The 13,156-nt window shown below is 55.0% G+C and carries 10 protein-coding genes and 1 rRNA gene; 2 read left to right on the top strand and 9 right to left on the bottom strand.

The features are described 5' to 3' along the window. Nucleotides 1-252: 252 nt before the first annotated feature. Nucleotides 253-367: ribosomal RNA gene (gene rrf, locus A1830_RS18500) — 5S ribosomal RNA — on the top strand. Between the two features lie 82 nt (nt 368-449). Here rrf and A1830_RS18495 read toward each other — a convergent pair. The 5 genes from A1830_RS18495 to trxC all read right to left on the bottom strand — a co-directional run bounded on the left by A1830_RS18495 (nt 450) and on the right by trxC (nt 6,465). After that, the gene (locus A1830_RS18495; protein ID WP_067709662.1) at nt 450-770 is read right to left on the bottom strand and encodes a YfiM family lipoprotein; all 321 of its coding nucleotides are present in this window, start codon (nt 768-770) and stop codon (nt 450-452) included. A 68-nt stretch (nt 771-838) separates the two neighbouring features. Next, nucleotides 839-2,194, bottom strand: coding sequence for a CDP-diacylglycerol--serine O-phosphatidyltransferase (gene pssA / locus A1830_RS18490; protein WP_067709660.1), 1,356 nt, complete (start codon nt 2,192-2,194; stop codon nt 839-841). Between the two features lie 112 nt (nt 2,195-2,306). Further along, nucleotides 2,307-4,964, bottom strand: a complete 2,658-nt coding sequence (locus A1830_RS18485) for a bifunctional acetate--CoA ligase family protein/GNAT family N-acetyltransferase (protein WP_067709657.1) — start codon at nt 4,962-4,964, stop codon at nt 2,307-2,309. A gap of 254 nt (nt 4,965-5,218) precedes the next feature. Beyond that, on the bottom strand, nt 5,219-5,890 hold the full coding sequence (locus tag A1830_RS18480) for a tRNA-uridine aminocarboxypropyltransferase (protein ID WP_067709655.1): 672 nt from the start codon (nt 5,888-5,890) through the stop codon (nt 5,219-5,221). Nucleotides 5,891-6,045: 155 nt separating this feature from the next. Then, entirely contained in the window at nt 6,046-6,465 is a 420-nt protein-coding gene (trxC, locus tag A1830_RS18475) for a thioredoxin TrxC (RefSeq protein WP_067709652.1), read from the bottom strand. A gap of 256 nt (nt 6,466-6,721) precedes the next feature. Here trxC and A1830_RS18470 point away from each other — a divergent pair, with 256 nt between their 5' ends. Continuing rightward, nucleotides 6,722-7,753, top strand: a complete 1,032-nt coding sequence (locus A1830_RS18470; protein ID WP_067709650.1) for a tRNA/rRNA methyltransferase — start codon at nt 6,722-6,724, stop codon at nt 7,751-7,753. Nucleotides 7,754-7,817: 64 nt separating this feature from the next. Here the strand turns inward: A1830_RS18470 and emrB are convergent, their stop codons facing one another. From emrB to A1830_RS18450, 4 genes are all read right to left on the bottom strand, one after another. Further along, nucleotides 7,818-9,356 (bottom strand): multidrug efflux MFS transporter permease subunit EmrB, encoded by a 1,539-nt coding sequence (gene emrB / locus A1830_RS18465; RefSeq protein ID WP_067709648.1) that lies wholly within the window; start codon nt 9,354-9,356, stop codon nt 7,818-7,820. 15 nt (nt 9,357-9,371) lie between these two features. Beyond that, nucleotides 9,372-10,544, bottom strand: coding sequence for a multidrug efflux MFS transporter periplasmic adaptor subunit EmrA (gene emrA / locus A1830_RS18460; RefSeq protein WP_067709668.1), 1,173 nt, complete (start codon nt 10,542-10,544; stop codon nt 9,372-9,374). Between the two features lie 164 nt (nt 10,545-10,708). After that, the gene (mprA, locus tag A1830_RS18455; protein WP_067709646.1) at nt 10,709-11,239 is read right to left on the bottom strand and encodes a transcriptional repressor MprA; all 531 of its coding nucleotides are present in this window, start codon (nt 11,237-11,239) and stop codon (nt 10,709-10,711) included. Nucleotides 11,240-11,871: 632 nt separating this feature from the next. Further along, the gene (locus A1830_RS18450) at nt 11,872-13,056 is read right to left on the bottom strand and encodes an MFS transporter (protein WP_067709643.1); all 1,185 of its coding nucleotides are present in this window, start codon (nt 13,054-13,056) and stop codon (nt 11,872-11,874) included. Between the last annotated feature and the right edge of the window lie 100 nt (nt 13,057-13,156).

Raw genomic sequence — 13,156 nt, 5'->3', positions numbered from 1 at the left:
TTCAGCTTATCCGGACAAGAATTAAGCTGTTCTGCCTATTACGCATGCGGGACGGAGCAAGAGATTTTATCTGCCCTGCGGACGTGAGTACGCGGAGTGTGATTTAAAAGATTAGCGGGAACGAAAGAGTTTGTGCTGAAGCAGGGCGGCAAACGCAGCGAAGGAAGGAGCATACACCGGTATGTGACTGAGTTTGCAAGTGCGGCCAACGCAGCAGCAGCGCAAAATATTCGTTCCGTGCACCAAGATTTGCCTGGCGGCTGTAGCGCGGTGGTCCCACCTGACCCCATGCCGAACTCAGAAGTGAAACGCCGTAGCGCCGATGGTAGTGTGGGGNTCCCCATGCGAGAGTAGGGAACTGCCAGGCATCAAATAAAGCAATAACCCTGACCTCACGGTCAGGGTTTTTTGCGTTATGGGGGCGGGGAAAAAAGCCGCTCTTAGGCCGGTTAACGATCAAGGCTCCACAGCGCATACCCTGCCGCCGCACCCGCAACGTCCCAGCTAAAATCTTTCCAGCTCCAGCCCGTTCCTCCTTCGCGGCTATCATAAAGCTCCTTGGCTGCGCCCAGACTCAGGGCAAACATCAGCCCAAAGCTGCCGCTGTGCCTGTCACTCCAGTTCTGATGTTCACCATATGCATTACCGGCTGCCGAGAAAAAAGCAGAAGAGAGAAAGTGCTGCGCCTTATCCTTTCCTGTCCAGTCGTCCTGTGCCAGGTGGGTACAGCCAGTGCAGCTTAGCGTGGCAATAAGCAGAAATTGACGCATGTGCTTTTCCTGTAAAAAGGCCCCGTGCGAAGACAGGGCCTGTAAAAGAAAACGCAAATTCAGACGTTTTAGAGGATCCGGCTGATAAGCCTGTCGATACGAATGCGGCGGAGCCGGCGGATCAGTTTACGCACCTTAAGAGGATAGTCCGCAATGCTTTCGAGATCGCGGAAATGCTTCACTACGGTAGTATGTTCGCGGATCAAACTGAGCTCACGCGCACTTTGATCGGCCAGCTCTTGTAAGGGATCGTGGATAAGCACGGCATTTTCAAGATCGAGGCGCCAAGCCCTTGGATTGAGGTTATTACCGGTGATGAGCATCCACTCATCATCAACCCACATGCCTTTCAAATGGTAGCTGTTCTCCCCATCTTTCCACAGCCTGACCTGTAGCTGTCCATTCGTGACGTAGTACTGCAGGCGGCTCAGAAAGCGTCGAAGGTTGATCTCATACAAATAGGGAAGAGCGCCGATAATCTTGAAAGGCTGATCCTCTGGAATGTAAAAGTCATTAGCGGTTTTGTCGCCAACGATGATTTCAACCTCTTTTCCCCGACGTAACAGCCAGATGATATTCCGGGCCAGGATCGCCGGCATATTAAAATAGGGCGTACAGAGCGTAAGCTTATGTTCAGCGCAGGGCATCAAATGGAAAATGGTCTTATTCAGCAGGCTGTGCTTGCCCAAACCGACCAGCGGCGTGACCGCCAGTTGTTCATTGGTGGCATCACCTGTGAATTCATAATCGAATCCTCGCAGATCCTGACGGAACTGACGGGTTTCATTTTTGATTTCCGGGCTTTTAGGGCGTTCATGATTATCAAGCCGATGAACAGCTTCCGCCTGGATCAGGTTTTTATCAATCCAGTGAATTAGGGTATCAGCCAGTACGGGGTTTTTGATGACCTGGTAACGGTCATAGCGATATTTATCATGCTGATGAAGATAAACGTCGTTAAGACTGGCACCGGTATAGAGAAGCGTATCATCAATCACCGACCCTTTCAGATGCAGCACGCCCAGCGCTTCGCGCGTATTGACCGGTACACCGTAAACCTCAATGGCGACATCCGCATGCTGCTCAGCCATTTCGCAATACCAGTCCGCGTTAGTTGCACCGCGGGCGGCGCCAATTCTGCCTCGCTGAGCGCGATGCCAGTCGACCAGTATGCGGATCTCAAGCTCCGGGCGCAGCCGCTTCGCCTCATACAGCGCTGAAAGAATGCTGCGGCCGCCGTCATCATTTTCCAGATAGAGCGCCACAATACAGATACGACGCGTGGCCCCGGCTATTCTTTCCAGAAGCGTACGATGAAAATCCGCAGGAGAATACAGCGTGGTGAAATCAGCAACCGACTGAGACAGTTTGGGTAGTTGCGCAAGGTGCTGTTGGTGTTTATTACGTTTAAATTTAGACAACATCACAGTGCGTATCTTCTCTGTTCATGGAATGGCACCTGCCATAAAATCATCACTCTAACCCCGTATAATACATTACCTGGCATAGAAGAGGCCATTTTTACGTTTCCAGACTTTATCCGGAAGGCGACATCAGGGCGAGTGAAAGGCTGACAATGCCATCCTCAAGCTGGATATCGACGGAAAATCCTAGCTTGCGCGCCAGCGTGATCATGCCCCGGTTGCCCGGCATGGTAATGCCGTTGAGTTGTAATAACCCATGCTCGCGGGTATAAGCGATCATTTTTTCCAGCAGACGTCGCCCCAGCCCGAGTCCTTTGAGATCGGATCGCACCAGTACGGAAAACTCGGCATCAATATTATCCGCATCTGAAATAGCCCGCGTAACGCCAATGATTTCCTCTTCGCCATTGTGCTGGCGTACGGCGACGATCGCCATTTCCCGATCGTAGTCGATTTGCGTCATGTTCGCCAAATCGTCATGAGTGAACTCATTGATCTCACTAAAGTAGCGGTAGTAGAGATCTTCCTTTGTCACCTGGGAAATAAACCTGCGCAGCAGAGGCTCATCTTCTGGCAGGATCGGGCGGAAAAGACAGGACTGGCCATTTTTCATCTCCACGCGTTCTTCAAGCGCAGATGGATAAGGCCGGATTGTCAGCCGGGCCTCGGGATCGCCGGAAAATTCGGCAAGCTGCATGGTGACATCAAGCAGGGAAAATTCGCTACCCGCGGCCAGCAGCGGATGGATATCAAGTCGGACAATTTCAGGGCAGTCAACTATCAGGTTAGAAACCCGAACCAGCACCTGGCTGATGCCATTGATATCAAGGGGCTGTAGCGCACTACGCCCACGCAGCTTACCGCTCTTGATTGCCTGAGCCACCAGATAACGTGCCAGCGTCATATTCAGCGGCGGCAGCGCCACGACGGCCTGCCTGTCTGCCTGCCATTCAATTCCGCCTTCGCCCAGCATAATCAGCGGACCAAAAACGGCATCCTGCTCGACAACAATCCTTAATTCCTGAGCGCCAGCGCGATTTGCCATGCTCTGCACCAGCAGCCCATGAATATTTGCCTGAGGCCAGGCCAGCCTGACGCGATCGAAAATCGCTTCCGCTGCGTGTTGCACCTCGCTGGCCGTACGTAAATAGAGCATCACGCCCTGGATGTCGGATTTATGTGGAATATCGGGAGAGCGTAGCTTAAGCGCAACCGGATAACCAATCTGGCCGGCAATATGCACGGCCTCTGCGCTATCGCTGGCAATCCAGGTCGGCAGCGTACTCAGACCATAGGCCCGAAGGATAGGCTGCACTTCATGCGTGTCCAGCGTCGAAGCCCCTTCATCCAGCGCCTGACGTATAAGACGATGTGCATCCGCCGTATTCGCCGTCAGACCGACCGGGAGGGAGGGCGTTTCGCGCAGCTGTTTCTGATTACGGCGATACTCCACCATATGCATAAAGGCCGTTATGGTTCCTTCAGGCGTACGGTAGGTGGGGATACCGGCATCGTTAAATAACCTGCGCGCCTCCAGGGAAGAAAACTCCCCGCTCCAGTTGGTCAGGAGCGAAACCTGCCGGGCTCTGGGGTGTTTTCCGATCGCATCGATCAGCAATTGGGCCGTAAGCGTAGCGGGAGCGACCGCGCTGGGAGCATGGATAATCATCAGCGCATCAATTTCCTGACAGTCCAGCAGTCGGGTCACGGCCTGTACGTAGCGCGCGGGTGTCGCGTCATCCTTCAGATCCAGTGGATTGCCTGGAATAACGTCATCCGATAACAGCGTTTTCAGGTCAGCCAGCAATTCATCATTAAGAATGGCCAGCTTGCCGTTACGCGCATCCAGCTCGTCAAGGGCCAGTGCAGCAGGGGCAGCACCATTACTGACGATCATTAGTCGTTCACCGCGCAGGGGACGCATATGGCTCAGAGTCTCCACCGCAGAGAACAGCTCATGGGTATCATGCACCCGCAGCATACCTGCGCGCTGGATCGCCGCATCCCAGGCGGCATCCAGCCCGCCATAGGTTTTGAGCAGCCTCTGTGCCTGCTGGCTGCGGCCGCTTTTAATCACCAGAATAGGCTTGTTACGTGAGGCGCTACGGGCAGCAGAGACGAAGCGGCGCGCATCGCTAAGGTGCTCAAGATAGAGCAGGATCGCACTGGTCTTGCCGTCACGCGCCAGGAAATCGAGCAGATCGTCAGCATCGATATCCAGGCTGTCGCCCAGTGAAATAAACCACGAAAAGCCCAGCTGACGCTGCTGTGCCCAGTCGAGAATGGTATTTGAAACGGCAGCGGACTGGGAGATAAAGGCCAGCTTTCCCTGGGCGATGGGAACGGGCGAGAAGCTGGCATTTAGCCCCTGCCAGGGTGCCAGCAGACCAAGACTGTTGGGGCCGAGCAGACGAATTTGCCACTGGCTGGCGCAGCTTTTTAGCGCATCGCGCTGGCTGGCGGGGGCAGAGAGAATGATACAGGCTTTGCAGCCTCGCTTACCCAGCGCTTCCAGAAGCTCAAGATTACGACTGGCATGTGTACAGATAACCGCGAGATCGGGTGAAAGTGGCAGGCTGGCGACATCCCGGCACGCCAGCACGCCGCATACCGCCTGATATTTTGGCGTAACGGGCAGAATGGGGCCGCTGAAGCCCCCCGCCAGCAGGTTGCGCATCATCAGGTATCCGGCACGGTCCGGGCGAACAGAGGCCCCAATAACGGCGATCGAACGGGGTCGCAATAGCGCTTCTAATCCACGTTGGCTCATTTCCTGCTCCCTTTGGCTGGACTCGCCTGATTCTAACGCGTTCTGGCTGGGATAACCTCGATGAGGTGCAGATTATTGATCGCGGGCACCTGCGGGAAGAGAGACGTCCCTCTTTACATCAGTGATAGCGTTTGCAGGGCGGACAGGTTCATTCAATCGTTGTTCCACATAGCACAATCGGGATACGTAATGTTGTTCAGCTGATTATAAGCGTCGTTATCCTGCTGGGGAGTCCGGCCAAATCCGGCAGCGGCTTAGCGTGGCGGGTGAGGTTTACCGGCAAGATAGCGCTGGCGAAAAAGGTCAAAATGCCGGGATAGTGCGGTTCCGGCGGTAATATCCCCCGCCTGTATCAGCAGCTCGGCCGCGACTTCTGCCGTACAGTGCTGTCCCTGAGCGTGGATGCCACGTAGCTGATAATTGGAGGGGGTGGTCAGCGTCAGCGACATCACGGGAAAGCCATCAAGCCAGGGGCTTTTACGGAACATCTTTCTGGCCTCCGGCCAGGTGCCATCCAGCATAATAAACAGCGGTGGCTTACCGCTTTGTGGCGGGACGTCGATAACAGCCCTGCCTGGGTCGGCATAGGAGGCGGGGAATACCACCATGGGCTGAACCTTAGGGTTTTTCACCGCAGCTAACAGGGCAGGATCCGGTTCGGTGCGTGACCAGCCAAACGCCAGGGTTTCCGGCAGAATATCGGCGATCAGCCTGCCGGTATTGCTGGGTTTCATCGGTTCCGTATCGAACATAACCAGGCAGAAGCGGCTCCGGGCCTGTTGGGGGTGAAGCTGGTCGCACAGACAGTTTTTAACGGGCAGGAGACAGCGCTGACAGCGAGGGATTCGATTACCGCGCGCTAAAAAGGGGCGGGTTGATCGGGCCAGACGTTCGGCGCGAAGAGTAAGGACTGCGTTTTCAGTCATAGCGGCTTATCAGGTAAAGAAACCCTTTCAGGCAAAGAAGTCATTCTACCGAAAAGGGCGGATAAGCAGTAGTGGCCATACCGTGATGGCCACGACTAACGGGAACTTGCCCACGTTTAATCCGCTAAAGGTTGGTAAGCGCTTACAGGGGAGCTTTACAGATTCTCGTTCAGCCACTCATTAAAGGGGGCTTTAGGCATGGCTCCGCTAAGCATATCGACCATCTTGCCCTGTTTGAAAATCATAATGGTAGGGATGCTGCGTATACGAAAGCGCGCGCTGAGTTCTGGATCTGCTTCGGTATTCACTTTAATAAAGCGAATTTCGCCGCTGCGCTCTTCCGCCACGTCTTTGTAGATCGGCGCGAAATTGACACAGGGACCACACCAGGGCGCCCAGAAATCGACCACTACAGGAAGGTCGTCCTGCAAATACTTATCGAGGGTGGCAGTGGTTGCCGCGATAACCTCCCCGTTGAACAAGGTATTCCCGCAGCGTCCGCATTTCGCACCGTCGGCCGTGCGTTCCTGTGGAACGCGATTCGTTGCCTGGCATGATGCACAAACCGTATTCATGTATTCACCTCGGTGCTAATAGGGGTAAGCGTTCACTTACTATATTCGTTATGAAGCCAGCGACAATTATGGTTCGGCCAGGGTTAAGCCACAAAGAGATTTGTTCAATGGGTATAATAGGCAATATCTGCCTGATGCTTTCAGAACCGGCCAAAGCCGGAAAAAGGCGCATTCGCCCTTTGTGGCGGAAGTTAATAGCTAAGCGCCGCCACATCAGGTAATCTGCGCGCTTCGCGCTCAGCCAGGTGGAGGGAAAATGAACGACGAATTTAAAGGTAAAAGCGGAAAAGTCAAAGTGATGTATGTCCGTGGTGATGACGAGAGCAACAAAGGCGGGAAAAATCCCCGCACCGGTAAAGGTGGACCTCGTCAGGATGACAGCCGTCGTCCTTCACGTAACGCAGACAGCAAACCGCGTGGCGGGCGCGATCGCGACGCACTTCCGAGTGATTCGCCGTGGCGTACGGTTTCTCGCGCACCGTCTGCAACCGAAGAGGCGCGCCCGGATCACGGCGGCATCAGCGGTAAAAGCTATATCGACCCGGAACAGATCCGGCGTCAGCGTATGGAAGAGACGCGCGTATATGGCGAAAATGCCTGTCAGGCCCTGTTTCAAAGCCGTCCGGACTGTATTGTCCGCGCATGGTTTGTGCAGAGCGTCACGCCTCGCTTCCGCGACGCGCTGAAGTGGATGGCGGCCAACCGTAAGGCCTATCACGTGGTCGAGGAAGACGAGCTGGTTAAAGCTTCCGGGACTGAGCATCACGGTGGCGTCTGCTTCCTGATTAAAAAGCGTATGGGCATGCCCGTCAGCGAGTGGCTGTCAAACGCGGGCGAAAAGGATTGTGTGCTGGCGCTGGAAGATATCGGCAACCCGCACAACCTGGGCGGCATGATGCGCAGCTGCGCGCACTTCGGTGCGAAAGGGCTGCTGGTAGATGATGCTTCCCTGCTGGAATCGGGCGCCGCCGTGCGCACGGCTGAAGGCGGGGCTGAACATATTCAGGCCATTAGCGGTGAAAGTTTTGCCGCCGGATTGAGTGCGTTTCGCAAGGCGGGCTACACCATCGTGACCACGTCCAGCCATAAAGGCACCCCGCTGTCGCAGGCAGAGTTTCCTGCCAAAATGGTATTGGTGTTGGGGCAGGAGCGCGACGGGCTTTCTGAAAGCACGATGCAGCAGGGAGATCTCAGCGTTTCCATCAGTGGCACCGGAAATGTTGAAAGCCTCAACGTTTCTGTCGCGACCGGTATTCTGCTGGCAGAGTGGTGGCGTCAGAACGCGTAAGACGCCGTGCAAAAGAAAACGGGCCTCGCAAGGGCCCGTTTTTTTATGGCTGAAAGCGCAACCTCTAGTGCGCGCCTCCGCCTCCTCCGCTGCCCGCACCAAAGGGCGGACGGGCAAACCAGATAAGCACCAGCAGGCCGAGGAAAACGGCCGCTGAGGCCCAGAAAATCTCATTAGCGGAGATAATCAGGCCCTGATTAGTGATTTGCTGCGCAATCCACGCCGACGCCTGCTCATGCGTCATGCCAAGACTTTCCAGCTTGCTGTACATCGCCTGGGAATTGACATTATACGCATTGACGGACTCGCTGAGATAGCTGTGATGCATTGATTCTCTGTCGGTCCACATGGTGGTGGTGATCGAGGTACCAATCGAGCCCGCCAGCGTTCGGGTAAAGTTTGACAGGCTGGATGCCGCCGCCAGCCGATCCGGTGCCAGACCGGAAAGGGTAATGGTGGTCAGAGGCATAAAGAAGCAGGCCACCGCAAACCCCTGAATAAACTGAGGCCAGGCAGAAGCCCCAAAATTCATCCCCGGTTCAAACGTATAGGCTCGCCAGTAGAAGCAGACGGCATACATGATAAAGCTAAAGGTCACCAGCTTGCGCATATCCAGCCGGTGCGCAAACCTGCCGATAATGGGCGACAAAATAACCGGAATGATCCCAACCGGCGCTGATGCCAGCCCGGCCCATGTCGCCGTATAGCCGTAGACCTCCTGAAGCAGCTGGGGCAGCAGCACGATGGATCCAAAATAGAGCATATAGGCCAGGCTGATAGACAGGCAGCCAATAGTGAAGTTTCGCGACTTAAACAGTGACAGATCAACAATGGGATGGTCATCGGTCAGCTCCCATACCAGCAGTACCGCCAGTGCGATCACCGCAATTACCGTCAGGACAATAATTTCCTGCGAGCTAAACCAGTCCAGCTCTTTGCCGCGGTCAAGCATCACCTGCAGACAACCGATACCGACCACCAGCAGGACCAGCCCGACGGTATCTATCGGCCGGATGACCGTTGGCGTCTCGCGATTTCGCAGCGTTTGCAGCGCCAGCATGACCACTACCGCACCGATGGGGACGTTGATAAAGAAAATCCATCCCCAGTGGTAGTTGTCACTGATCCAGCCGCCAAGGATCGGGCCGCATATGGGGGCCACAATCACCGTCATCGCCCAGAGTGACAGGGCAATACTGCGTTTAGCGGGGGGATAGTTACTCAACAGCAGACTTTGCGACAGCGGAATTAACGGACCTGCCACCACGCCCTGGATCACGCGGAAAAAGATCAGCATGGTCAGGCTGTTGGACATCCCGCATAGCCATGAAGCGACAGCAAAGCCTACCGTCGCCCACAGAAACAGCTTCACTTCGCCGACGCGTTTTGCCAGCCAGCCGGTAATGGGAATGGATATCGCATTGGCCACGCCAAATGAGGTAATGACCCAGGTTCCCTGGGAGTTCGATGCCCCCAGGTTCCCGGCGATAGTCGGTATAGCGACGTTAGCAATCGTGGAGTCCAGCACCTGCATAAACGTCGCCAGCGACAGCGCAATCGTCATCAGAACCAGCTGAGCGCCTTCAAGCGGTTTTTGTGCCATTAGCCTCTCGCCCTCTTAACCCGCATTGGCGCGGACGATCTCTGCGATCAGCTTATCAACAGGTGCGAGATCCAGCGCCAGCGCATTACTTTCATAGGCGGGCGTTGAGCGTACCCGGGTCGCCAGCACGGCACCGTCGATATTGCTGGTATCCACGTTGACCTGGGTGGAAAGGCCGATTCTGAGCGGATGTTTCACCACTTCCTGCGGATCCAGCTCTATACGAACCGGCAGGCGCTGAACCACTTTGATCCAGTTGCCGGTGGCATTCTGTGCAGGCAGCAGCGAGAAGGCGCTGCCGGTACCCATATCCAGGCCAACAACCTTGCCGTGATAGGTTACGTCGCTGCCATAAATGTCACTGATTACGGTGGCAGGCTGCCCAATGCGCATATTAGCCAGCTGGGTCTCTTTAAAATTCGCATCGACCCAGAGGTTGCTGGCAGGCACGACGGCCATCAGCGGCGTAGTCGGGGAGATTTGCGAGCCGACCTGCACGCTGCGGCGGGAAACAAAGCCATCAATCGGGCTGATAACGCTGGTGCGTTGCAGATTTAGCCAGGCATCGCGCAGTTCAGCCGCGCTCTGTTTGACTGCGGGCTGATTTTCCAGCGAGGTGTTCAGCACCATGGCCTGATTCGCATTATATTGCTGCGTGGCAACGTCAAGCTGGGCTTTAGCCGTGGCTACGGCATCGCGCGAGTGTTGTAAATCTTCGCGGCCAATGAGATTCGCGGCCCCGAGAGGCTCCCGGCGCTTAAGATCAGACTGCGCCTGTTCCAGAGCGGTTTTTTGCAGCGCAATGGTGGCCTGATACTGTCTGCCATTGATAATCAGCTGGTGGGTCTGACGCACGCTGGTGGCCAGCGCAGTCTGGGCCTTTTCAAAAGCCTGTTCGGCATCGGTTCTGTCCAGCGTCAGCAGCACATCGCCCTTTTTAACGTAATCGGTATTGTCGAACCAGACCTTATTCACGCTGCCCGACACCTGGGCCATAATTTGTGCCTGGTTACCCGCAACGTACGCATCGTCGGTGTCCTGAAAGTGGCGCAGTACCGTCAACCAGTAAACGAGCCAGACAACGCCGATTAAAATAAACAGCACGGCCAGGAAAATTAACGCAACTTTGCGCTTTTTCTTCTTATTAGTCGGCTGTGAAGGAGTTTGATTCTCCACATTTACACTCATGGTGTTCTCCACGTTTCCCATGCGAACCGGGCATGCTACCTGTCGGTAGTCATGCCCGGAGTCTAAAATGCCAGCGGGTAAGCGCTGGCACCGATCAAAATTAGCGGACTAAAATAGCCATTAGCGGCGATACCGTCGTCGCACAATATGCTATTGGGTCAAGCTTAGCGGGAAAGAGCCGTAATGACTTCCTCTTCGTCCATTTGATCCAGTCGGGTCAGCAGCTTACGCGTAATGCTTTCCAGCTGACTTTTCTCAGAGCCGCTTAGTGCAGACCACAGGAGTTGCAGGCACTGATGCTGCGGTGGCAGCAGCTGGCGAAGAAATTCATGCCCTTTATCAGTCAGATGCAGATGCAGACAACGGCGATCGTGGTCACTTTCACGACGCTCAATCCAGCCACGTTTCTCCAGTTCGTCTGCAATGCGCGTGGCATTTGTGCGGGATGAACCGAGCGCGGCGCTGAGTTCAGAAGGTTGAATGCTGTGGTTTTCCTGTGCATCCAGGGTGATTAATGCCATAAACAGCGTCTCGTTAATCCCCTGAGCTTTCAGCATTTTATTGCGATTTTCCAGTAGCTTACTCTGCATATGCATGCACAGTCTTGTCAGCATTATCTCCTGTAAAGGAAAGTCTTTCTGACGGTTAGCGCGGAAATTAAGCATCTGTTCAATAGGGGCAAACGAACTTTCCATCTGGGGGAACCTCATAAGTTGCAACTGGTATCGTAACGATGGCGATAAACACCTCTTCTCCGGCGATGTGAGATCGGGAATACCATCAGTAATTTCCAGGTCACTCCATAACCCAGTGTGCTGAGCAGCATCGAACAGGGATGCCGCAGATGTCAGTTAAGGCTGTACGCCTTAATCCCAAACCCCTGGGGGCGGGCTGAATGGCTCAGAGCATTGGATAACGACTGCTTATCATTTCTTCACCAAATTAACCGGGATGAAGGTAAAGGTCGCCTCCGACTACTGGCCGATAACCGTGCATATTGCGCGGTTATTAATACGTGTGCCATTCTCGCTTCAGAGAAATAGAGATCGCCTGAGTCTGATGGCACACTCAGTAACAAGGTTTGCAAATTCAGGTGTGTTTCGACCCACGACCGCTATTCCCGACCACTGTCACACAGGACAGCAACGGGACTGGATTGAGCGAATGCCTTATCCTGTTCAGCGATCGCCGGCGAATTGAGCCTGCTACTTAATAGTTTCACTTGAAAAAATAACTAATCTGAATAAGCAGGCGCTAACAATACCAGAGTGTGTAACCGCTTAACAGAGCAGTGGGCCTGAAATTTCCTCAATTTACTATTTGCAGGCTAAGGAGTATCCACTTCGTGGCGAGACCCGCGCCACCAGCTCAAAATATTAAGTAAAGTTAATGAAGCCCCCGCCAGGCATACGCCTTTCCATCCGGCATATTGAAACGCACTGGCTGACACCAGCGAGCCTGCCGCACCGCCAATAAAGTAGCTGGTCATGTAGCCTGCCGTCAGGCGGTTACGTGCCTCCGGCATCCGGCTGTAGATGACGCTTTGATTGGTGATATGTACGCCCTGAACCGTCAGATCGAGCAGAATAATCCCCACGATCAGCGCCGCCAGTGAATGACTTCCCAGCGCGGTAAAGGCCCAGGAGATAAGCAAGAGGATCAGGCCTGCGGTGGTGGTCAGGCGGGCTTTCCCCTTATCCGCCAGTGCGCCCGCCTGCCGCGCCGCCAGCGCCCCGGCTGCACCGACCAGCCCCAGTAGCCCAATTTTACCTTCAGAATAGCCATAGGGTGGCGAAGCCAACAGAAAGGCCATTGAAGTCCAGAGTATGCTGAAATTTGCAAAGGCCAGGCAGCCGGTGACGGCGCGGGTTCTCAGGACAGGATTGGTGCGGTACAGAGTGAATATCGATCCGAGCAGTTGCCCATAGTTGAGCGGAACCGACTGTCTGTAGCGCGGGAGATAGCGCCACAGCGCCAGCGCCATCAACGCCATTAGCGCGCTGGCTACCCAGTATACGGTCCGCCAGCCTCCCAGCTGTGCCAGGCCGCCCGCAACGGTCCGAGCCAGCAGGATCCCCAGCAGCAGCCCACTCATTACGGTCCCTACCACCTTGCCGCGTTTGGCCGGTTCCGCCAGCGTCGCCGCCAGCGGTACGAGGATCTGCGCCACCACCGAGAACAGCCCGGTCAGTGCCGTTCCCAGCAGCATAATCGTCAGGCTCGGGGAAAGGGCGGTGATCACCAGGCCGCAGGCTGCCAGCAGGCTCATAATAACGATGAGTCCCCGCCGCTCCAGCATATCGCCCAGGGGCACAAGTAATAACAGCCCGGCGGCATAGCCCAGCTGTGCGGTCGTGACGATAAACCCGGCCTGGTTTACGGAAAGGTCAAAGGTGCGGGCAACGGTTTCCAACAGGGGCTGAACGTAATAGTTGCAGGCAACGGAGAGACCGGTTGCCAGCGACATCAGCGCAACCAGCGGCGTATTCAGGACGGGCTGAGAGGATTTCATTATGATTATCAGACTAATAAAAACAGGTGTAACTGAATAGTAGCCTAAAAAATATGTCGCTTACAGAATAAATGACCGGCTCAACGCGGAATAAAGAGCG

Source organism: Erwinia sp. ErVv1 (genome assembly GCF_900068895.1).
In the GTDB taxonomy this organism is placed as follows: domain Bacteria; phylum Pseudomonadota; class Gammaproteobacteria; order Enterobacterales; family Enterobacteriaceae; genus Erwinia.
The sequence above is the reverse complement of the archived record's forward strand: the minus strand, read 5'-3'. Positions and strand labels throughout refer to the sequence as shown.

What these genes read in the sequence shown, in the direction of transcription:
- A1830_RS18495 (WP_067709662.1), bottom strand. Translation starts at nt 770, where the DNA reads ATGCGTCAATTTCTGCTTATTGCCACGCTAAGCTGCACTGGCTGTACC.
- pssA (WP_067709660.1), bottom strand. Translation starts at nt 2,194, where the DNA reads ATGTTGTCTAAATTTAAACGTAATAAACACCAACAGCACCTTGCGCAA.
- A1830_RS18470 (WP_067709650.1), top strand. Translation starts at nt 6,722, where the DNA reads ATGAACGACGAATTTAAAGGTAAAAGCGGAAAAGTCAAAGTGATGTAT.
- emrA (WP_067709668.1), bottom strand. Translation starts at nt 10,544, where the DNA reads ATGAGTGTAAATGTGGAGAATCAAACTCCTTCACAGCCGACTAATAAG.
- A1830_RS18450 (WP_067709643.1), bottom strand. Translation starts at nt 13,056, where the DNA reads ATGAAATCCTCTCAGCCCGTCCTGAATACGCCGCTGGTTGCGCTGATG.
- A1830_RS18485 (WP_067709657.1), bottom strand. Translation starts at nt 4,964, where the DNA reads ATGAGCCAACGTGGATTAGAAGCGCTATTGCGACCCCGTTCGATCGCC.
- mprA (WP_067709646.1), bottom strand. Translation starts at nt 11,239, where the DNA reads ATGGAAAGTTCGTTTGCCCCTATTGAACAGATGCTTAATTTCCGCGCT.
- emrB (WP_067709648.1), bottom strand. Translation starts at nt 9,356, where the DNA reads ATGGCACAAAAACCGCTTGAAGGCGCTCAGCTGGTTCTGATGACGATT.
- trxC (WP_067709652.1), bottom strand. Translation starts at nt 6,465, where the DNA reads ATGAATACGGTTTGTGCATCATGCCAGGCAACGAATCGCGTTCCACAG.
- A1830_RS18480 (WP_067709655.1), bottom strand. Translation starts at nt 5,890, where the DNA reads ATGACTGAAAACGCAGTCCTTACTCTTCGCGCCGAACGTCTGGCCCGA.